This is a genomic window from Kribbella lupini, assembly GCF_039529595.1.
Classification (GTDB): Bacteria; Actinomycetota; Actinomycetes; order Propionibacteriales; family Kribbellaceae; genus Kribbella; species Kribbella lupini.
On sequence record NZ_BAAANC010000005.1, the window covers coordinates 165,457 to 187,140 of the forward strand.

Genomic DNA, 21,684 nt, shown 5'->3' on the forward strand with positions numbered 1-21,684 from the left:
ACCGATGCTCAACAAGACCTCGAACACGGACCTCGCGATCATCGGACTCGTCACTCTCGGCGCCGCCGCACTGATGCTCCGCACCGTCGGGGGCCTCTGCGCCCTGATCACCTCCGGCCAGTGGATCGACACCTCTCCGTCCTCCGGGCTGGCTGTACTCATCAACCCCGGTGACCCGGCGATGGCCTTCGGTCTCGACTCCTTTGGGCCGGTTCTCTACTGGGCGATCGTTGCGCTCGTTGCCGGCATACCGATCGCGCTAGGCGCTGCGGTGACTCGCATCGGCCAGCGTCGACGTGCAAGCACGCAAGGAAGGGCCAGTCACCTCGGCGCCCGCCCCGGTCTGGCGACCCGCGCCGATGTCGATCACGCCGTCAGCCGCCGGCAGGTGCTACGCCGCGGTCGCTCGGCCAGACCGTCCTTCAAGCACTCAAGACCTGAGGACGTCGGCACGCTGCGCGGCTACTCCCGAGGTCGCGAGTGCTGGTCCTCGGTCGAAGACTCCGAAATTCTTGTCGGCCCACCCCGCTCAGGCAAAGGCCTCCATGTCGTCATCAACGCCATCCTCGACGCACCCGGCGCCTGCGTCACCACATCCACCCGACCCGACAACCTCGCTGCCACCCTCGGGCTCCGCAAGGCCATCGGCCCGGTCGCTGTCTTCGACCCCCAAGGTCTCGGCAAAGTGGAAGGCATCCGTTGGTCACCGGTCCGGGGCTGCGAAGACCCGACCACCGCCATCGTCCGGGCATCCGGCCTCGCCGCAGGCGCCGGCTTCGCCAAAGGCGGCGTCAGCGACGGCGCCTTCTGGCACGGCCAAACCGAAATGGCCCTCCGTGGCCTGCTTCACGCCGCCGCCATCGACGACTCCGGCATCGACCGTCTCTACCGGTGGGGCCTTGAACCGGCCTCAGCCATCGAAGCCGTCACCATCCTCAACCACGCCGCCGACGCCGCGGAAGGCTGGGGCGACACCCTGGACGGCATCGTCCGCATGGACGGCCGCACCCGCGACGCCATCTGGGCCGGCGTCCGATCCGCCCTCTCAGCCCTTGCCGACCCCGCCGTACGCCGAGCCTTCGACCCGCCACCCGGCGAAGGTCTCGACCCCAAGACCTTCCTCGCCGACAAAGGCACGATCTACCTCCTCGGCACCGGAGCCGGCGCCAGCGCGACCTCCGCGTTCATCGCCGCCCTCCTCGAAGACATCACCGAAACCGCCCGCCAAATCGCCGCCCACCAAGAAGGAGGCCGCATGGAACCCCCGCTCGCACTAGTCCTCGACGAGATCGCCAACCTCTGCGCCGTCCCCTCCCTGCCCTCCCTCATGGCCGACGGCGGCGGCAACGGAATCTCCACCCTCGTCGTCGTCCAATCCCTGGCCCAAGCCCGAGACCGCTGGGGTGAACAAGCCGCCGCAGCCATGTGGGACGCCGCCACCCTCCGCCTCATCCTCGGCGGCTCCGCCCAACCTCGAGATCTCCAAGACCTCTCCGCCGTCTGCGGCGACCGAGACGAAGAACTCCGCAACTGGAGCCGCGGCCCCGAGGGCGGCAAGACCTGGTCCACCAGCACCCGCCGCATGCCGATCCTCCCGCCGGACGCCCTCCGGACCCTGCCCTTCGGCACCGGCGTCCTGCTCGCCCGTACCGCTCCGCCCGTGCTCCTGACGATGAGGCCCTGGACCTCCCGCCCCGATGCGGCGCGCATCCGGGCGAGCATCGCGGAGTTCGGAGGATCGAAGTCGTGAGGTTCGAAGAGGATCTGTACGTCGACGAGGATCCGCGAGTCGTGTGCTGGAAGGACATCAACAGCACCGATGAACAGGTCGAACTCCGCCGGCTCGACGAATGGGTGAACTGGCTGACAGGTCGCTACCACCTCGACTACAAGACGATTCCTTCGTGCTGGCAACAGCATGGTTCGCTCGTCGAGGAGCTCGCCGCCCTCCGAACGATGTGGGAGGGATCCTTCCAAGACGACGCCGCACCCTCGGACGCGATCGCCTTTCATCGTGAACTGGACGCCTCTCTTCGCCGCCTCCGCGAATGGAACTCGCGATCGGGCTGCTCTCGCACCACCCATCGAGCCCAGCTGGCCGAATAGTCCGACAGCTCTGTCTATGCCGCTTCCCAGCGGGTACGTAGCAATCGATGGGAGGGGATCAGGTGCGCGAGTTGGGAAGTGAAGGGCCGGCAGCTTGGACCGCAGAGTGGCAGGCGCGTGGTGAGGTGGTGTTTCCTCAGCGCCGACGGTCGTTGTGGTGGCGGCTCGGACTGTTCGGGCTACTGACCCTCAGCTCGGGTTGGCAGTTGGTGGACAATCTGCGCGACGAGTCCGAGTTGACGTTCATCACCGTCGTGTCGGCAGTCCCGCCGATCTGGTGCTGCGTCTTCGGCTACACCGTTTGGCAGTTAATCACTGGTCGGCCCGTCGTCCGCATCGACCGCTTCGGAGTTCACTACGGAAGCAGCAAACGGACTCGCCTTGCCTGGGGCCGGATCGCGACCATCAGCGATCCCATCGGACGATGGCTCTTTGCCTACCTGAACGTCAGACCAGCCGACGGTAAACCGCGCCGCCTGCCGATCTCACACCTGCACGTCGACGACCTCCGGCCCTTTGCACTGTGGCTACGCAGCAGGCTCGAAGAGCAACGCGCTCTCGCCGGCGCAGCGGCTCACGATGAGGGTGGCAACGGAGTCCACGCAGACCAACAACCAGAGGAGAACCGGTAGCAGATGCGCGCATATCTGCACACCGCTCCCTGGTGGATCCTCTGTTTGCTGTACGGCCTGCCGTTCGGCGCGTTCATGGCGGGCGGCATCCTGTGGGACAACTCGTCCGGGGCTCTGGAGATCATCGTGTTCGGCCTGGTCGTCGGCCTTCTGTACGGCGCCGGGGCGACGGTCGTGACCGCGAAGCCGCGGCGTGATGTATTGGCTCTGGTCGGTGAGGTCCCGCGTGATCAGCTCGGCGCGGTCTTCCGTGCGGCGCGGCGAGGGCCGGTACCTGCTGATCCCGAACTTCGCGCAGCTGCGCTCCGACTGGCCGTTCATGACGCCGATCGACTACGCCGTGGGCTGTTCTTCGGCATCCCCTGGGCCGTACTGCTGATCGCGGTCGCGGTCTTCCGGCGAGACCCACCGAGCCACCCGCTGTTCGTCGTACTGGCGGGTCTCATGGTGGCTGCTGTCGCCTACCAGTTGTACGTCTGGCGAAACCTGAAGCGACGCGTCGCACTGCTCAAGTTGAGCGACACGTTGGTCTAGCGCCCGTCGCCGGGATCCGTTGACTGCATCTTGCGAAGTGCCTCGTCGGCGGTCGCAAGCTCCGGGTAGAACTGCCGGTTCACCTTGTACGCACGGTCGAGGTGAATCGTGTGGTGCAGTCCCTTCGGCTCGCCGAACACCACGTCGCGCGGCCCGCGACGGACCTGCCCGCGGTGCACGACCAGGATCGACCGATCGGTGACGACGACTGTCCAGGGCGTGGTGAAGATCCCCGGCCCGGTCAGCGCGATGAACCCCGTCTGGATCTGCTCCCCAAGCTCCAGATGCGGAGCCGCCTGCGCGGCGATCATCTTGACTCGACGTTCCTGGTAGCCCATCGGCTCACCCTCCAAGGCTCGGTCGAGGCGACTCTATCCAGCTACGCCACCTTGGATGGGACTTGGCAGCTAGTTGCCCGACCGAAGCATCAGCCGTCGGTCAGGGGTCTGAGATCGCCGCTGGGGATCCAGGCCAAGGAGCCGTCGGGCGCGCGAAAGCGACCAAGGATCTGGCCGTCGTCGTCGCGGATCCAGGCATCAAGCTCGCCTGGCTGCCACTCAGCCCGCTGAACCGGACGTGCGGGCGTCACAGGCCAGAAGTCATCGGCAGGACGTGGGCCGTAGGCGTTGAACTGGATATCCAGCTCGGTGACGACGCGTTGGGCATCGACCTTCGTCGCCAAGTCGTGGGCGCGCCAACCATTGACAGCGCCGTCCCAGACACCGAAGGTGCCGGAGTTGTCATCCGAGGGGCGAATTGTGAACCGCGCGGGCATGGGATCACCATAGCCTTTGTTCGAACATATGTTCTACTTACGGCTGAATGAACAAGACGGCACTCGGGCGTCGAGAGCCTGCCGTCGGTCCCGGATGGTGGCGCCTGCTCACTGAGGGACAAACTCGATTGCGATCAGTCGCCGAACTTCGCGACCTGGGCAGCAGCGCTGTCGCGGCGCCGCTGTGCTGCAGCCGCAGTTCGCGCCGCGCGGTCCAGAGCGCGCTGCAACGGGGGTCCCTCACGTCGGGCGGTTGAGCCGGTCGCGAGCCTGTTCCAGATCCTCGGTCAGTCGCTCGATGGTCGCCTCGAGATCGGCGATGTGGTGCTGGTGCGCGTCGAGCAGCGACTCGGCTTCCGCCCTATCCGCTTCGGCCCCGGCGTACTCCGCTGCGGCCTGCTCGGCGCGGACTCCCAATTCGGCTCGGCGCTGACGCACTGGATCGGCTCGGGGGCGCGTGGGGGCAACGGTAGATCGCCGGGAAGGTGTCGACCGGCTGGTGCGGACGACGCGGGGCTGGACCGGTGCGAGCTGGGCGGGCTCGCCCGACTCGTCAACCACGCCGAATCCGATGTGACGCAGCGCGCTGGTCAACTGCCCGGTCCGCAGCATCTGCGCCGCGCCGGGATCCACGAGCGCGGCGTCCAGCGTCTCGGTCAGCCGGTCCGCCACGGCCGCCGTTACTGTCCGCCCATCAGTTGTGGCGCGTTGTCGAGCCGTTGTGACCAGGTCCTGCACGAGTTGGTGCCGGTACGGCGTGAGCCGCCGCAGCGCAGCTCCATCGGCGGACAGGTGCGCCCGGCGGAGTTGCTCGCCGAGTTCGGTGAGCTGATGCACGCCTTCGGGATCGATTCGGACGAGGTAGTTGGCCAGCCATGCCGCCAAAGTGGGCTTCCGCAAAGCCATGATCGCCGCTACCGACCGGGCATCGCCGGCGCGGTTCGCCGCTCTCGCCGCCCGATTGCGGGCAGCCGTGAACTCGTCGGGCCTCAGCCCGTACAACTCCACCGCGACCTGGTCGACATCCACAGGTCCACGATGCGCCGTGTTCGTTGTGAAGAGCAACATCAGCCGTGGCGTGCTGCCTCGACCGGATCTGGGTGCTGGAGCGTCAAGGGCGCCGATGTAGGGAGCAGTGTGATGGCGGAGGCTAAGTCGACTCGCAACGGCGGTCGAGAGTGGAGCGACGACGAGGTTCAGCAGCTGGAAGACTTTGCTGGCGGCAACACTCCGACTGGAGTCATGAGCGTCAAGCTCGGCCGTAGCGAGGAAGCGATCAGGTCGAAGGCCAAAGCTGAGGGAACGGAGCCTTCGCGGGCAGACCCATGCGCCGATCGAGGACAGGTCCGCGATCAGTGCCGTCGGCTGACCGGGTTCAGCGGGCAGCACATTGCCGGATTCGGCTACGTCACTGAGATCAAACGGCGCCGGCGAGGTGGTCGCGCTGTTGTTTCGCGATGGTGGCGGCCAGATCGGTGTCGGGTCGGAGGCCTTTGCCGGTCTTGTTGGACTCGGTGACGCTGACCGCGACGAGAAAGGTGCCGAAGGCAAAATTCACGTTCGCGGTGGCCGTGTAGCGAGTTGATGACTGCTTGAGCCCGGCGTCGGTCCAGGTGCGGCCGAGTCCGCGGACAGTGAAGCTGTCTCCGTGTTCGTACTGGTCCCAGAAGCTGTTCTGCAGTTGCACCGCGCCTTCGTGGGTGCGGAACTGGTAGAGGTAGACGACTAGTCGTCGGTCGTCGGCGGCCATCCGGATGCTGACGTGGCCGCGGACGAAGCCGGTTCGGGCGAACAGGCCGCGGTCTTCATCCGGCGTACCGGACAGCAGCTTGGCGAACCGGTCTACGTCGAAGGGGCCGGTGCGTTCGCGGTCCCATTCGCGGGTGGAGGTCCGGGTGAAGGTGCTCGACGGTACGACGAGGTCGGCGAGAGCAGCCTGCTGTGGCGCCGGCGTCTTGGCGGCCTTTGGTGTCACGGACGGTGTGGCGGTTGGTGGAGGCGGTGCGTGCCGGGTGGGTTGTGCGGTGGACGTTGCCGCCGATGGCGATGGGGCGCTGACATCGGTGGAGCTGCCGCAGCCGACCAGCAGCGGTAAGGCGAGGAGCGCGTATCCGGCACGCTTCATTTCACATCCACTTGGTTGATTGTCCTTGGGCGGCTCCCGAATCCCTTGGGGGATTCGGGAGCTGTTGCACTGTGGTCAGTTGGTGGCGGCGCAGGTCAGGAAGGGCTGGACGGTGATCTCGTTGGGGGCGTTGTTGGTGATGGCGATCGTCCACGAGGTCGCGGTGGACACGCCCGCGGTTTCGGCGAGGTCGCTCGGGTAGCTGCCGTTGAGCACGACGTGCTTGGCCTCGCTCTTGGCGCCGGAGTCCCACTTGAGTCCGCCGGAGATGGCCTTCTTGCCCTCGGCGCAGTCGAGCTTGATCTCGGAGAAGCCGGTGGGTACAACCTTCATGGACGCGGTCACGGCGAGGCCAGAGACGCCGTCCGCGCCGGTGTCGCCCTTTGTGCCGGCCGGACCTTCCGGACCCGCGGGGCCGGCCGGGCCGCCGACGGCGTTGAGCTTGGTCTTGACGGCCTCGCTGAGGTCCTTCTCGGTCAGCGCTCCGTCTTTCACGCTGTCCGTGGTGACGGTGTTGTTGTAGGTGCCGGTGAACCACTTGACCACGTTCGGGTCGATGTCGGCGCCGAAGATGGTGCCGTTCTTGATGTTCCAGCCCGACACCGATCCCTCGGTGTTCGGGACCGAACCGGCCGCCGAGACCGGATCGGCCGCGCTGGCCGACGACGCCACCGCGATCCCCCCACCGACTGCCGCCATGACGGCGACGGCCACGGCGACTGCCTTCTTGCTGATCCGCACGATGTTTCCCTCCGCAAAGCCCCCAGCCTTGGTGCCGGGGCAACCGGAGGAGTAAACCACGCTGGTGACGCTGTCCGTGAGATCGATTTCTGCAGAGCAACGTAAAGTCCCCCGTGCCAGCCAGCCGACTCAGCTGCCGCGATGTCAAAAGCTGCAAAACCCTTGCGCCGTTGGGCGACGACGATGCTGCGCCGATTCGGCCCAGTGCGTTCAAGCAACCCCGCCAGCACCGGAGGCCACCTGCGCAAGCGTCCGCATCCGCCTTGTGGAGGCTGCGACGCTTCCGTCGCAGGTCATCGCCATCCCTGGCGATCTCGCGGCCGTTTGTTGCCGCCCGGACCCGAAGCACGTTTTCGCAGTCGTGGCAACCGAATGCTGGTCACACTGCCACTTGTTGCAAATGTCTTGCGGTGCCGCGTGCTGGCGGGGTAAAAACTTTCCGCTATGCCGGTGTTGCTCGGGGCGCGCCGGATCGCATTCCGTCCCTCATCTCTTGTTGGAGTGTCATGCGCCGCGCCCGTGTGGTTCTCGCCTGCTGTCTTGCTCTGGGTCTGGCTCCGTCCGGCGGTATGCCGGCGCTGGCTCTGCCCGCAAGTGGTGATCGCGCGTCAGCGATCGCATTGGGCGTGGGCGATCCGCCGAGCCCGGCGGTTGCGAAGCCGGCTGACGAAGCGCGGCAGCCGAAGGCCGCTGCGCCCAGCGGGATCACCGCTCGCCGGGTCGCGGAGCTGACCGACCGGCGCTCGGAGTCGATCAAGCGGTTCCGGATGTCCGATGGGTCGATCGAGGCCGAGCTGTTCGCCGGTCCCGTGCACTACCGCGACAAGTCCGGACACTGGCAGGACATCGATACCAGGATCGGTGCATCTGACAAGCCCGGGTACGGGTTCGGGAACACCAAGGGTGCGTTCCGGTCGGACTTCGGTCGGCGCTCCGACCAGCTGGTGGAGTTCGAGGCCGACGGTCGCTCGATCGCGATGGGCGCCGCTGGAGCCGGCCGTTCGGTCGCTCCGGCCGTGACCGGTAATCAGGTCACGTACCGCGATGTGTTCGGCGGTGCCGATGTGCGATACCGGGTGGGTCCGAAGTCGTTGAAGGAAGAGATCGTCCTCGACGAGGTGCCCACTGCGGCGACCTACACGTTCGATCTGGCGGCCAAGGGTCTTGAGCCGCGCTCGCAGGCCGATGGGTCGATCGGGTTCTTCCGTGGCGGTGACTCGTCCGGACGTCCGGAGTTCGTCATTCCCAAGCCGTACATGCTGGACGACGCCGATGACCCGGCCTCGCCGTACGGCAAGCGGTCGAGTGATGCCGTCACCCAGACCATCACCCAGAAGGGCGATAAGTTCGAGCTCACGGTCTCCGCGGACCTCGATTGGCTGAAGGCGCCGGAGCGCCGGTATCCAGTGGTCATCGATCCGACGATCGAGGTCGTGCCGGTGCCCGAGGCGGCGCAGGACGCGATGATCTACGAGAACGCCCCGACGACGAACTACGGCAATCTGTGGAACGTCAATGTGGGCAACGCGGCGGTGGGCGCGAACAGCGCGCGGGGACTGTTCAAGTTCGACGTCGCGCAGCTGGGGATCGCGCCAGGAACTCCGATCAAGGCTGCCAGCCTGGATGTTCACTTCAGCCAGCCGCACAGCAGCGAGTCCGGCGACGTCGCGCTCGAGGCCCGCAAGGTGACGACGACCTGGGACGAGTCGACCGCCACGTGGCAGAACATGAACGCCAACTACTTCACCGGATCGTTGCCGTTCAACTACCTGCAGGTCAACGACGAGATCGAGGAGGGCCGGGTCCAGTCGACCGGCCCGTGGCAGTACGTCGACGGAGCACCGAGTTCGATCAACGGCGGTCTGCACCAGCTGCCGACGGGCAGCACTGCGGACACGTTCAGCTGGATGCCGGACATCGCCGGGGCGGGCACCTACCGGGTGGACGCCTACTACACCGCGGCCGCGAACCGTGGCGTCCCGTCGTACGCGGTGACCGACGACACCGGCACCCCCAAGACGTACACCGTGAACCAGGCCAGCGGTACGGCCGGCTCCGGGATCTGGTCGGTCCTGGGCTACCAGCACTTCTCGCCGGGTAAGCCGGCAAGTGTCGCGATGACCCGCGTCACGGCCAACTCTGCACCGGTCGCCGATGCTTTGCGATTCGTCCAGTCGGGAACCATCACTAAGCCGGCCAAGGAACGCGATGCCTGGCATTCCTATGCCGTGGGCAACATTGTCTCCGAGTGGGTGAACACCCCGGGCACCAATTTCGGTCTGATGGTGAAGGCTTCGAACGAGGACGCCGGCATCGGTGGGCCTTCGTACGAGGCGAGCGAGGACGCCTTCGGCGGGGAAGCCGCCAACCGGCCACGGCTGGTGATCGAGTACGCCGAGCCAAGCGTCGACCTGGCAACGCCGACCACCGTCCACCCGACCGGCGCGGAGTTGTCGTGGGGTGACTACGTCGATCCGTCGGCCGCCGATGGTGACGACCTGGTCGACTTCGCGATCTACCGCGGATGTGTCGCCTTGCCTGGTGGTGTCTGCGCCAGTCCGGCGCCGGAGTACTTCAACGCCTCGAACCCGAGTGGTGTCGATCTCGTCGGAGTCGTACCGAAAGACACTCAGACCTTCACGGACACTTCAGCAACGGCGTCGACTGCCACGGAGGCAGCGACCTTCCGGTACTGGGTGGTGGCGCGGACGAAGGACGGCAAGCTTTCGGCATCTGCATCGACCCTGGTGCGGACACCGCGAGCAGGCCGGGTGGCCAAGGTCATCACCGGCGACATCGCTGACAGCACCATCGCGAACGCGACCGCGTACCAGTCCACCAGCATTCCGACCGCCGATGCCAACGCGTGGACGATGACGGGAAACAACCACGCGACGTACGGCGACACGCGGTCGGTACTGTCCTTCGACACCGGCGACATCCCGACGGGCGCCGCGGTTCTGGGATCGGAGCTGCAGCTGTGGCGATCGACCTCGCCCGGCGGGGGAGCGACGTTCGATCTGCACGAACTGACGCGAAGCTTCACCGAGAACCAGGTCACCTGGAACAACGCGACCTCGACCATCCCATGGACCACCAAGGGCGGCGACTTCGTCGCGACGCCGCTGGTGACAGTGACCTCCGGTATCCAGCCGGGGCGGCTGACGTGGGCAGGAGCTGGTCTGACCTCCACGGTCCAGAAGTGGGCCAACGACTTCGGTACGAACCACGGACTGCTGATCAAGACCCGCGACGAGTCCCTCAGTCAGCAACGCATCGGATTCTCCTCCGGCGAGACCACTGAGCCGGCTCTGCGCCCGAAACTTGTCGTCGAGTACCTCGACACCACCACGGCCGGCACCTACTACGCCCCCGAAATCCCTGACCGGGTCGCGCCGAACACCACTCTGAGCGTGCCCGTCACGGTGACCAACACGACCAAGAACCCCTGGACGGGACAGCGCCTGTCGTACCGGTGGATGGCCGACGGGTCGGACCAAGCCGACGAAGGTGACCGGCTGTACACCGCGGTGCGGGACTTGGCTCCGGGCGAGTCACAGACCGTGGATGCGCAGATCCGGGTACCGATCAACAGCCAGACCGGCAACAAACGCCAGATCTACGACCTCGAACTGGAACTGCGCAACCTCGCCGGAGTCTGGGGATCGGACCCTGCCTCCGGAATCGACATCGATCCACTGCGCAGCCCGACGATCGTCGAGGACCCGACATCGAGCGAACTCGGACTGGAGAAGTTCTTCACCTACGCAGGGGAGAACACCGGCGCCGGTTCGACGCTCACACCCAACCTGCACGCCGGAAACGCCGTGTTCAGCTACAGCCCGATCCAGAACCCGTCGCGCGGCGCGTCCACATTCGTCCGGCTCAGCTACGACAGCGGCGACATCACCTCCTCGGCAGCCGGCCGCGGCTGGTCTGTACAGACATCGACCCTGACCAGGCTTGGCCGGTCGTCGCTCAGCTTCTCCAGCGACACCACCTCGGGCTATCCGCGCGAAGTCACCGTGATCGACGGCGACGGCACCGCACACCTGTACACCTTCAACAGCTCCGACCCGAACCCGGCCAAGTGGTACTACGAACGGCCCTCGGGCGTTGCCCTCGAGCTTCGGCTCAACCTCGCCGTAGGAACACCGACCGACCGCAAGTGGAGCCTGACCCGCCCGGACGGCACCCGGTTCTTCTTCGAAGACAGCGGCAAGGCCGGCGGGATCCAGCGCGCGATCGTGGACCGCAACGGCAACACCACCCAGTTCCGCTACGACGCCCAGGCCGGCGACACCCCACTCCTGACCTCGATCGTCGACGCCGACAACAGGACCACGCTCACGCTGACCTACGTGACCGGCACCAGCCGCCTGCAGCGACTGGCAGACATCTCCGGACGCACCCTGCGGTTCGTGTACGACCCCGCCGATGCTGAGAAGCTGATCGAACTCCGCGACGGAGGACAGTACAACGCCGCGACCGACACCTATGCGGGACCGGTCAAGACCTTCAAGTTCGCGTACGGCGGCGATCTGCGGCTGAGCTCGGTCAAGGATCCGCTCAACGGCGAAACCAAGCTGACCTACTGGGCCACCCCGTGGGCCGGCCGGGTGAAGACACTGACCGATCGGCGCGGCAAACTCACCGAGTACAGCTACCTCGACGTCGGCGGCATCACCGATCCCGCCTTCCAGACGACCGTCACCGACGTGGTCGTGGAGGCCGGAACGACGCGCCGTTTCGACACCGTTTACACCACCGATCCGTTCGGTCGCTCGACCCGGATCAAGGACGCCAACGCGGCCACCACCAAGCTGGCCTGGGACCAGGACAACAACGTGGTCCGGATGGAAGAGGCCAACGGAGCGGTCAATACCTGGACGTATGACCCGGTCACTGGCTATCCCACCTCGGCCAAGGACGCCGAGGCGAACAAGAACCACACCGGCGGCACCACGCTGACTTACAAGCGTTTGGACAATGCTCCGGGCACGCCCACGGTTCTCGAGAAGAAGAAGAGCCCAGAGGGCCGGCAGTGGGAGTTCATCTACGATCCGGTCAACGGCAACCTCGAGAGCGTCACGGATCCGCTTGGCGTGAACAGCGCGGCGGTCGGCGATTACACGACCGGCTACGACTACAACGCCTTCGGACAGCTGACCCAGGTCCACGATGCCAACGGCAATCCGCCGACGGTTTACGCGAACTACGACTTCAACGGCTACCCGAAGACCATCACCGACGCGCTGGGCAAGTCGACGCAGTTCCAGTACGACAGCCGCGGCCAGGTCGTGTCGGTCAAGGACGCCCTGCTGAAGGAAACGACCGCGGAGTACGACGACTTCGGCCGGGTCACGAAACAGACCGTGCCCATGGACTCCGGAGCGTCGACGCCGGTGGTCCAGACGTCGCAAACGCAGTACGACCTGAACGACAACGTCCTCAAGACGATCGCGCCGAACGGCGCCGAGACCACCGTCACCTACAACGCCGCGGACCAGCAAGAGACCTCCGTCCTGCCCTCGAACGGGTCGACGGGGGAGCGGAAGGTCACCTACACCTACGACGATCTCGGTCGGTTGCTGCAGCAAACCGCTCCGCGGGGCAACCTCACCTCGGCGAATCCCGACGACTTCGTCACGCGCTACAGCTACGACCCGGTTGGGCAGTTGGTCAGCACGGTGACGCCGTTCGACGGTAAGTCGAGCTACAAGACGTCGTACGTCTACGACACGGTGGGCAACCTCGAGCGCGTCATCGATCCGCGGAAGAACGACACCGCTGATGCCCAGGACTTCACCTCGAGGATGACCTACGACCTCAACCACCGGGTCGTCGCGACCACTGACGCGGCCGGGTACACCTCCCGGGTCGCCTTTGATCGCGATGGTCTGGCCACGGCCGAGTTCGACGCGGACGGCAACAAGAAGGCCACCGTGTACGACGCCCGCGGCAAGGTCGTCCAGGTCAGCGTGCCGCACACGCCGACCGGCGGCACGACGGTCCAGCGCACGACCAAGTACTCCTACGACGAGAACGGCAACCAGACCGCGGTCGAGTCCCCGCTGGGTGTCAGCAGTACCTCGGACCCGAACGACTCGATCGAGCGCACGACTTACGACGCGAACAACCGGGCGGTCGAAAGAGTCGCGCCGTACAAGCCGAGCGACACCACGTACCCGAACCCGGCGCGTACCTACTTCGAGTACGACGCCGTCGGCAATCTGGTACGTCAGTCCGATCCGACTTACGCAGCGACCAAGGCCGGCGCACGGGACTGGTCCAGCTTCACCTGGTTCGACAACGGACTGCCGCGCGGCAGCACGGATCCGTGGGGGATCGCGACCTCCTACAACTACAACCTGCTGGGTCAGCAGACGTCCCGCACACTCACCAGCGCCGCCGGCGGGGCCAGCAGGACGATGACGTGGGACTACTGGCCCGACGGCTCGCTGAAGAACCGCAATGACACCGCGCCGCCGGCCGGACTGGACGAGGTCCTGGTCGACAACTCCGACACTCAGAACACGACCGTCACTGGTACGTGGGCAACCGGGACTACGGGAGCGACGAAGGTTGGGTACGACTACCGCACTCACGCGGCGGCCTCGGCGTCGACCGATTCGTTCGCGTGGAAGCTTCGGGTCCCCTCGGCCGGCACCTATGAAGTGTTCGCTCGATGCCCGCAAGGCGCCGGCACCGCGACAGCGGCCGTCTACAGCGTGCAGCACAGCACCGGCACAGCATCGAAGACCGTCAGCCAATCGACCTGCACCTCGACCTCACCGTGGGTTTCGCTCGGCTCCTACACCTACGCCGAAGGAGTCGACAAGAAGGTCACACTGGCTGTGCCGGCCACCGGTACGGTGGTCGCCGACGCGGTGAAGATGGTCCGGGCCGGATCGACCGCGGGTGCGGTCAAGGACTTCGGCTACGGCTACGACGTCAACGGGCAGCTGACCTCGATCGCCGATCGGACCGCGAACGCCGCAGTCGACACCTACGAGGTCCGCTACGACGGTCTCGGCCGGACTGACCAGGTCCGCGAGCTCAAGACCGGCTCGGCGCGGTCGACGACCACCTACGGGTACGACGCCAACTCGAACCTCACCTCGTGGTTCGCCGACGACCAGGCCGCACCCGAGACCGACCAGTACTCCGCCTACAGCTACGACATCCGGAACCTGGTCGAATCGGTCAAGACCGCGACATCACCCACCGATGCAGCCGTGAAGACCACGAGCTACACCTACACCGCCCGCGGTGAACGAGCCGGCGTGACGAAGCCGAACGGCAACAAGGTCGCGTACCGCTGGATCGAGGACGGCTTGATGCGTTCTCAGGTCGAGACCCAGGGCGCCAACACCATCAGCTCCCACTACCTCGGCTACGACCTCGACGGCCGGCGCACCTCCGATGTGTCGAAGGTGCAGAACGCCGACTCGCCGACCGCGTACCTGAGCCAAACCCAAAACATGGTCTACACGACCGACGGCCGGCTGCGCTGGATCACCAAGACCGGCACGAACCCAGGCGCCTTCGAGGCGTACTCCTACGACGCCGCGGGCAACACGACGTGGCAGCAGTCGGGGTCGACCAACACGTTCCTGAAGTACGACCGGAACCGGCTGATGTGCGCCGGTACGACCCAGGCCGATCCGTGCTCCGGCACACCGGCCGTTTACAACTACGACCCGTTCGGGCGGCTGGACACCGTCACAGCCGGCGACAAGACCGTCGAGCGATACGGCTACGACGGCTACGACCGGACTGTGTCGCACCGCAAGTACGACCCCGCCACCGGTGCGGCGAAGTCCAGCCAGACGTCGGTGTTCGACCCGCTGGACCGCACCATCTCCGAGTCCACCACCGTCGGCACCGGAGCGGCCAAGACCACGACGTACGGCTACCTGGGCCTGAGCGACCAGGTCATCACCGAGGAACAACCCGACACCGCAGGTACCCCGAAATCGGTCGCCTCCTACACCTACGGGCCGTCCGGCGAGCGGATCTCCCAGACCAAGACCCCACTGACCGGCGGAACCACGGAGACCAGCTACTACGGACTGAACCCGCACACCGACGTCGAAACCCTCACATCGGAAACCGGCACGGCTCGTTCGACGTACCGCTACACCGGCTACGGCAGCAACGACGCCACTGGATTCACCGGCAAGGACAAGGCCACCGCCACGGGCGGCCCCGAGGTCGAGGCGTACAACCCGTACCGGTTCAACTCCAAGCGCTGGGACCCCGCCACCGCCGGCTACGACATGGGGTTCCGGGACTACTCACCCGGCTTGAACCGGTACTTGACGCGCGACATGTACAGCGGCGCCCTCGACGACATGAAGCTGGGCGCCGACCCCTGGAACACCAACCGGTACGCCTTCGGTGGCGGCAATCCGATCACCGGCGTCGAACTCGACGGCCACATGAACTTCGAACCGTCGGTCGCGGGGCGGGAGTGCGGTGAAGGCTGCCATGTCGAGCTAACGGACGAGGGCGCCACCTTGACCCCGGGTGGCTCAGGAGATTCGATCAACAACGCGGTCGACAACTTCCTGACCGGCACCGTCAGCGGCACCATCAAAACCATCGAAACCGCCGCCCAAGGCCCCTTCGCACCCGCCTATCAGTTGAGCGGAGCCGACACGCTAGGCGGCCAGTACGACGACTTTGCCGCCGAGCATGGCGCGGACACCGATACCTCGGCCTACCTCGCAGGCGAATTGATCGGCATCCCCATCCCAGCAGGGATCGGTGTGCGGACCACCGCACACGCTGGAGATGCCTTGCTCAGTACGGCTGCGAGCGGAGCAGGCAAACGGCTACCCATGAACATGCAGACGGTGTGCGACGTGGCCTGCAAGTACGACATCGACATCTCGGGAGTTGCCATCAAGATCGACAAATCGAGGGCAGGGTACTTCGGATCGACGGCGCCGGACGGTAAGGTTACATTGACCAGATCCGCATTTTCGAACGAAGAACAATTGGCGCGTACGTTGGCGCACGAACTGTTCCACGTTGATCAGATTCGGTCTGGCATGGGGTACCCCACGACCTATGATGCGGGAAACGCTTGGGAACAGGCGGCGCAGGCATTCGAGGATGATTGGTGGGCGGGGCGATGACAGCCATGGAGGCCGCGGGCAACGGGCGGACCATATACGATCGCTGGCTGGACGCGTACGAGGCGGCGTACCGTGACCAAGGTGCGCTGCAACGTCTCGCGTGTCCGACCTGTGGAGAGGTTGCGCTGCAGCTCGTTTTCGTGATTGATGCCTACGGCGATGGGCGAGCAACGTCAGCATTCTGGTGCAAGAAGTGTCTTTGGGGTATCGCGCCAAATAGCACATCGGTTCCCAGTAGTGCGACTGCGGTCCTGAGAGGCGAGGAAGAGGTGCCTGATTACCGCCTTGTGCTGGATGATGGACGTTAATCTCGAAGTCAACGTTGCACACGTGCCAGTAAGATAGATTCACTCCGTGGAGTCGTCATACATCGGAACCTACTGGGCCTCAACTGCCTCTAATCGGTTCTCTCCAAAGCGCGGGCAGGGCGTTCAAATTCGTGATCTACGGACCATCGGATGCGGCGTCTCGCGTGCGCCTAATATGGTCCCGTGATGATCAAGCGTTTCTGGCTCCTGGGTTCTGACGACGACGTGGCCACGGTCGGTCGACGTCTGGCGGCGACCCTAGGCGTACATCTCGTTGAGCGCGAGAGCAGCTATTTAGGTGGTGCCTATCTTGGGGGCAGCGGCAGCGGACTGGACGAGGTGATTGTGCAGGCCAACTTCGAGGACGAGGAGGGATACTTGGCGGAAATGGACTTTCCCAATTACAGGACCCTGATCCACGTCACGCAGGAACTCGAATCGCGCCCCTTGCCGAAGATGGTTGACATCGGAGTTCATGTGCTGCGAGTCGAAGAACTGTAGCGCGATCCGTCGACTTGGGGGCTATCAGAATTTCGGCCGGACTGGTGACGCGTCCTGACACCACGCGCTAAAGGGAGGAGGTGCTTGTGCCGGGTGCAGATGATTGGCCGCAGGTCCCTCCTGGTCGCGACCACTGGCAGATGCGGAGGATCGAGGCCCATGCCGACGTGAAGGTCGGCGACGGCGCAACGTTCGACGAGTTGTCCCGTTGGTGGCTGGACGAACCGCGTTCCCGGCTGTTCGGAGACCTTCTTCGCCGGGTGGAGGAGGGCAGGGAGTGGGTCTCAGCTGCGATCGGTCGTGTTCCGCCGATCGACCGGGCTTCGACGAGCAGCTTCTCGGCGTCGAATTTCACCACTCTGCTGACGTCGATGCGATCACGTGGCGGGCGGGCGACCTGGCTCGTGGACGACTTGTCGCTCGGGGTGGCGCCCGGAGGATGCTTGTCCGCACGGGTGGAGATCCAAGTGTTCGACGATGAGCCGCAGTGGGTGGGGTTCGAGGTGAAGGCGTCCTACCGGGTGGCCGACGGCTTGACGATCCCAGTGAAGCGCAGTTGGACTTGGTGGAATTCGTTGCGAAGTTCTGCGACATGGCCGCACCGTCGTTCGGCAACATCGCATCCGACAACTCGGCCGGCTCGACCGCACTGGAGGCTTTGCTGCGCAGGCAGCGTCACGACGCGCTTGAGCAGAGTACGGACGTGCTGCGGGGCTACTCCTGCGTCACCGTATGTCCGCCTGCACTTGTCGAGCGGCTCGGTGGAGTGGGCGCACTGGAGGCCTCTGGTGCGTTCGTGGAGGTGCGCTCGCTGCAGGGTGGTGGCGCGTCACTGAGAGCGACGGAGACCTTCGAAGCGTATGACGACGATGCGGTGATGAGAGTGTTCAAGGCGTTGGCGCCCGTTCTCCCCGCTGGTGTGCCTGATGCACCGTCTGCGCGGTCCACACGAAAGAGAGTGCGGCTCGTATACGAAGACGCGTCATCCTATCGATAGATTGCTTAGCTTCCTTGGTGACTGAGGACGATGCATGAATTCTCAAGTTTTGCGACCGTCGGGGCCGTTTGCTCCGGAAACAGGTTTCCGGTGACGCCTGATCTGCAACGAATGGTTCTGTCAATGGTACTGGCGCCTAGTGGCGAGGAACGGCTGTTGCCAGCGGAGTTTCTGCGACTAAATGGTGTCCGAGATGGACGGGTATTTGGGCTCGGACTCTTGACTGACGCCATCGAGCGGAAAGATGGGGATGACCTTGAGTTGGCATTGATCGTTTGCAACACGTTTGGCTTCAGTGCCAACCACCTCAACTCGCTGATCGCATTAACCACCGCCGATTGGCATTACAAACATGAGGATGTGGTCGCCGCGCTGGGAGGGTTAGGAGATCCGGCGGCGGTGGATACGCTGTATACAGCAACCCAGTGGGTGCCCACGTATCTTGACTTTGATGAGGCCCGAGCGTTGGCGAGAAAGGCTGTCTATGCTCTCGGTGCATTGTCTGGTGAGGAAGCTGACAACGCACTTCGCCGAGTTCTCGAATCTGAAGACGCCATCGTCCGAGAATTCGCAGAGGAGCAAATCGCGCGTCGAGGATAGCTCGGCCGTAGGTACCTCAAATCAGTCGGCGTGGTCGACGAGCGGTGCGATGCGGCAAAAAAGGCCCGGGACCGTCACGCTGAGGTTGATTAGATGATCCTGCCCTCAAGCGTTGCCGGCTCGACAAGCCAAGAGGTCGGCTATTTCGACACCAGCCCTGGAGAACTCGCTGCCTGGCTCCTAGCCGGGTTCACAGATGAGTGGGCTGTCGTGAAACCCGGCTGGAAATCGCTCGGCGATGCGGCTCGGTCACTGACTCCAGCGGTGCCCGTGAGCCGCTATGCGTTCTTGGGCATGAATGGCTGGACCGTGATGCTGAACAATGGGCCGAAGGGCACGGATGTCGGGGTCATGCCGAGTCGGGCCGCTCGCGACCTCGGTTGCCGGGCGATACGGGCTGTATGTGTGGCAGATGAAGATCAGGGCTTCGCCGCGCGTATTCTTGAGGTCTACGGTCCTGAGGGGGACCGACCGTTGGCGCTGGAACGATCCATAGTCGCTGCATGAACGCTGGGTCTTCGAGGCCAGCGGTCGACCATATGCCTTTGAGGATCTCGGTGCGTATCAGCGACGGCGCAAGGCGGAGCGCTTCTCCTGCGAGATGCTTTACCGCTATCTACGATGTCTTGGTGTAACCGTTGATACGGCCCCTGACTGGAACAGTGCTGTTCTCGTTGACCGCAAACAATGATTCGTTGTCGTGGGTCGCGTCGTGGGTCGCGTCGTGAATAGCTAGCGCCGGGGAATCCAACCTGACCGGCGCGGTGACCCGGCGTTCGCGCGCAGCGCTCCGCTGCGCCGTATCGACGAATGCGGCCTGATTGCCGTCTTGTGCTGGAGGACGCACGTTGATCTCGAATCAACGATGTACGCGTCCTAGTAAGGTAGGTTCGATCCATGGAGTCGTCATACGTCGGCGCATTCTGGGGACCCCGAGTGGGCGTCGTGGACGACGCACGGGCATCGGAATGCGCAATCAGCGGCAGCCCGGGAGCCGGCTGTTGGGTGGCTGACCTACCTTCGAGGTGTCGCGATGTGTGACATGCCGCGTGGAGTGGCCCGCTTCACCAATGGAGGGCTGGTCGTCGAGGCAGCGCCCGAATTCGTCAGTACCGATGAAGCAACTGTTGTCGCGGTGCGCCGGCATCTGCAGCAGATTGCCGCTTTGCGACCGATTCCCTAGTGCTCTCCTCGTGGTGCGATTGTCTCCTGACAACCTCGCAGCGCGGATGAAGTGGAAGGTGCGCAGGCAAGCGGTCTGAAGCCGCAGCCCTCCATCACGGCGGGCTGGCGGTCCTTACCCCGGAAACGTTGTTACCCGGCTACTCACCGTGCAACACCGCCCAGACCTGCAACGTGCGATCTGCTTCCGCGCGCCCAGGCTTGTCGCGCCATCTGGTGGTGCCTGGTTGAGCCATGTGATCCAGAGTCTGCCAATCTGTTGGACGCCGGTGCTGGATGGAGAAGACCAGCCGCGGATCGTGCCGTTTTGGCGCGCCACGTGAAGGGCTAGACTCGCCCGCAAGGGTCTGTCAGAAGGTGAGTGGCGTGGCTATGCATGAGAACTCGCCGGGGCTGCGGCCGCTGGGACTGTTGGCCCCGGAACCAGGTGGTGCTCCCTGGCCGAGTGGTTCTCTGGAAACAGCGATCGAGACTCCGCCCGACTCGGTGCGAAAAGAAGTTGTCCACTATCTGGATGCATGTCCGATCTTCCTGGCGTGGATGGAGTACACGCGCGACGTCATCGGAGATCGGTTCGGTGTCGGTGGGGGCAGCGCCATCGTCTCGGATGGTGTCTATTATTGGCGCTTCGATGCGACTGCGTACATCGAAGAGTATGGGATCTCGGTTCCCGATAGAGCTATCGAGCACATGCGCTCCCGTCGCTGGCGACCCCCCGAATTCTCGCGCGAACAATATTTAGAGATTTACCGGCAACTGGTCGCCCTGCTCGGGCCAATCGATCCGACCGGTCCGTCGAACATCAACTGATCCGTCGCGACAGCACCTATTCATCGTGCTCTAGGCCGCCGGTGCCGGTCGAGTGGGTCTGGCGGCCGATCCTCGCAGCCGCGAGTGGGCCACATCCCCGTCGGATCGACGACCAACCGACCCTACCCCTCTACGCGGTGTCGCCATGGTGACCACACCCTTGGGGAAAGGCCGGGGGTCGCAAAGAATCTCGGCTTTACTCGCCCATGGCACGTGGGTGGGTGATGTGGAGCCTGGCCCGTTCGGCCTGTAGGTCTAGGTGGTGCCGCCACCAGTGAGCAGCCCTTGAATAGACCCTGGCCGAGGAGCGCGAGCTATCGCGACGAACTGCAGAGGTGCCTTGCGCGGGCTGTGACCGACGCGCGCGAGTTCAATTGCACGGGTGATCCGCGCGTCTGAAGCCGGCGCCCAAGACGGCGGGCTACGGCGTCTGCGGGTGGATCGGGCGTAGGTCGGTGCGGGGGTCGACTTGGTGTGGCCGTCGCGGCCGATGAGTGAACCGCGCGGTGCCGATCCGGATCTCGAATATCGTCCTTACCGCCACCGAGCGGCTGGTCCAGAGGAGCTGCGCGGGGCCTGGTCTGATATCCGGAGCGCCCTAGACTCCCGCCGTGACCGCTCAAGACCAGTACCGACGCATGCTCAAGGAATGTATTACCCCGCCGCTGCGCGAACGAGGCTGGCGAGGAGGTTCCGGCAAGTACTACCTGCACGGTACGACCGGCCACGTCGGAAGCCTGCAACTGTCTGGCCACCATGCTCGGTCCACTGCACAGATGCGCACCTTCCACGTGCATGTTGGCGTGGTGTCACGGTATCTGCAGGTTTCGGGAGGGCACCGGGCGAAAGCCGATGACGAAACGTCCCTCGTATGCGCTGGATCACGACTGGTTCGACGAGGTCGCCAGCTTCACGATCACAAGCGAGGATGATTTGCTGAAGGTGGGCAGCTTCGTGTGGATGATCGTGGAAACGCAGGCCATCCCAAGAGTCGAGGCGAGCCTCGACGATGACGGCCTGCGCCGCGCCGTCGACGACTGCCCTGTCGGCGTCGGTGGAGGTTGGCCGCGCACCCTCATGGACATCGCTGAAGGAAACTTCGAGGAGGCCCGCAGAAGAATCGAGTTCTCCGAGAACAGAGTCGGGGGCGACGACCCAGACGTCACCTTCGTGCGGAGGCGACTGCGCGAGGCCATGACCAACAGCGACTGAATCGGGATCTGCCGA

The 21,684-nt window shown here is 64.9% G+C and carries 17 protein-coding genes; 12 read left to right on the forward strand and 5 right to left on the reverse strand.

What is annotated here, in order from left to right; translation table 11 throughout:
• Positions 1-4 precede the first annotated feature (4 nt).
• The 4 genes from ABD235_RS37360 (at position 5) to ABD235_RS37375 (ending at position 3,272) form a co-directional block, all read left to right on the forward strand.
• Positions 5-1,750: a type IV secretory system conjugative DNA transfer family protein gene (locus ABD235_RS37360; protein WP_344182995.1), complete on the forward strand. Its 1,746-nt coding sequence runs from the start codon at positions 5-7 to the stop codon at positions 1,748-1,750.
• On the forward strand, positions 1,747-2,106 hold the full coding sequence (locus ABD235_RS37365) for a hypothetical protein (RefSeq protein ID WP_344182997.1): 360 nt from the start codon (positions 1,747-1,749) through the stop codon (positions 2,104-2,106). The genes ABD235_RS37360 and ABD235_RS37365 overlap by 4 nt, the downstream gene beginning before the upstream one ends.
• 62 nt (positions 2,107-2,168) lie before the next feature.
• Complete coding sequence (locus tag ABD235_RS37370; protein WP_344182999.1) at positions 2,169-2,738, forward strand: hypothetical protein; 570 nt, start codon at positions 2,169-2,171, stop codon at positions 2,736-2,738.
• Positions 2,739-2,741: 3 nt separating this feature from the next.
• Entirely contained in the window at positions 2,742-3,272 is a 531-nt protein-coding gene (locus ABD235_RS37375; protein WP_344183001.1) for a hypothetical protein, read from the forward strand.
• On the opposite strand, the gene ABD235_RS37380 is transcribed toward ABD235_RS37375, so the two are convergent.
• The 5 genes from ABD235_RS37380 to ABD235_RS37400 form a co-directional block, all read right to left on the reverse strand.
• Positions 3,269-3,610, reverse strand: coding sequence for a hypothetical protein (locus ABD235_RS37380; RefSeq protein ID WP_344183003.1), 342 nt, complete (start codon positions 3,608-3,610; stop codon positions 3,269-3,271). The genes ABD235_RS37375 and ABD235_RS37380 overlap by 4 nt on opposite strands.
• 89 nt (positions 3,611-3,699) lie before the next feature.
• Complete coding sequence (locus ABD235_RS37385; protein ID WP_344183005.1) at positions 3,700-4,047, reverse strand: hypothetical protein; 348 nt, start codon at positions 4,045-4,047, stop codon at positions 3,700-3,702.
• Positions 4,048-4,287: 240 nt separating this feature from the next.
• Positions 4,288-5,436 (reverse strand): hypothetical protein, encoded by a 1,149-nt coding sequence (locus ABD235_RS37390; RefSeq protein ID WP_344183007.1) that lies wholly within the window; start codon positions 5,434-5,436, stop codon positions 4,288-4,290.
• Between the two features lie 28 nt (positions 5,437-5,464).
• On the reverse strand, positions 5,465-6,022 hold the full coding sequence (locus ABD235_RS37395) for a hypothetical protein (RefSeq protein WP_344183008.1): 558 nt from the start codon (positions 6,020-6,022) through the stop codon (positions 5,465-5,467).
• 225 nt (positions 6,023-6,247) lie between these two features.
• Complete coding sequence (locus ABD235_RS37400; RefSeq protein WP_344183010.1) at positions 6,248-6,913, reverse strand: hypothetical protein; 666 nt, start codon at positions 6,911-6,913, stop codon at positions 6,248-6,250.
• 506 nt (positions 6,914-7,419) lie between these two features.
• Here ABD235_RS37400 and ABD235_RS37405 point away from each other — a divergent pair.
• From ABD235_RS37405 to ABD235_RS37440, 8 genes are all read left to right on the forward strand, one after another.
• Positions 7,420-16,059 carry a golvesin C-terminal-like domain-containing protein gene (locus ABD235_RS37405; protein ID WP_344183012.1) on the forward strand — a complete coding sequence of 2,880 codons (8,640 nt, stop codon included), beginning with the start codon at positions 7,420-7,422 and terminating at the stop codon, positions 16,057-16,059.
• 494 nt (positions 16,060-16,553) lie between these two features.
• Positions 16,554-16,868 carry a hypothetical protein gene (locus ABD235_RS37410; protein WP_344183014.1) on the forward strand — a complete coding sequence of 105 codons (315 nt, stop codon included), beginning with the start codon at positions 16,554-16,556 and terminating at the stop codon, positions 16,866-16,868.
• A 556-nt stretch (positions 16,869-17,424) separates the two neighbouring features.
• Complete coding sequence (locus ABD235_RS37415) at positions 17,425-17,865, forward strand: hypothetical protein (RefSeq protein ID WP_344183016.1); 441 nt, start codon at positions 17,425-17,427, stop codon at positions 17,863-17,865.
• Positions 17,866-18,084: 219 nt separating this feature from the next.
• On the forward strand, positions 18,085-18,465 hold the full coding sequence (locus tag ABD235_RS37420; RefSeq protein WP_344183018.1) for a HEAT repeat domain-containing protein: 381 nt from the start codon (positions 18,085-18,087) through the stop codon (positions 18,463-18,465).
• 93 nt (positions 18,466-18,558) lie between these two features.
• Positions 18,559-18,972 carry a hypothetical protein gene (locus ABD235_RS37425; protein WP_344183020.1) on the forward strand — a complete coding sequence of 138 codons (414 nt, stop codon included), beginning with the start codon at positions 18,559-18,561 and terminating at the stop codon, positions 18,970-18,972.
• A gap of 526 nt (positions 18,973-19,498) precedes the next feature.
• Positions 19,499-19,648, forward strand: coding sequence for a hypothetical protein (locus tag ABD235_RS37430; RefSeq protein WP_344183022.1), 150 nt, complete (start codon positions 19,499-19,501; stop codon positions 19,646-19,648).
• A 365-nt stretch (positions 19,649-20,013) separates the two neighbouring features.
• Positions 20,014-20,457 carry a hypothetical protein gene (locus ABD235_RS37435; RefSeq protein ID WP_344183024.1) on the forward strand — a complete coding sequence of 148 codons (444 nt, stop codon included), beginning with the start codon at positions 20,014-20,016 and terminating at the stop codon, positions 20,455-20,457.
• Between the two features lie 852 nt (positions 20,458-21,309).
• The gene (locus tag ABD235_RS37440) at positions 21,310-21,669 is read left to right on the forward strand and encodes a hypothetical protein (RefSeq protein WP_344183026.1); all 360 of its coding nucleotides are present in this window, start codon (positions 21,310-21,312) and stop codon (positions 21,667-21,669) included.
• The last annotated feature ends 15 nt before the right edge of the window (positions 21,670-21,684 follow it).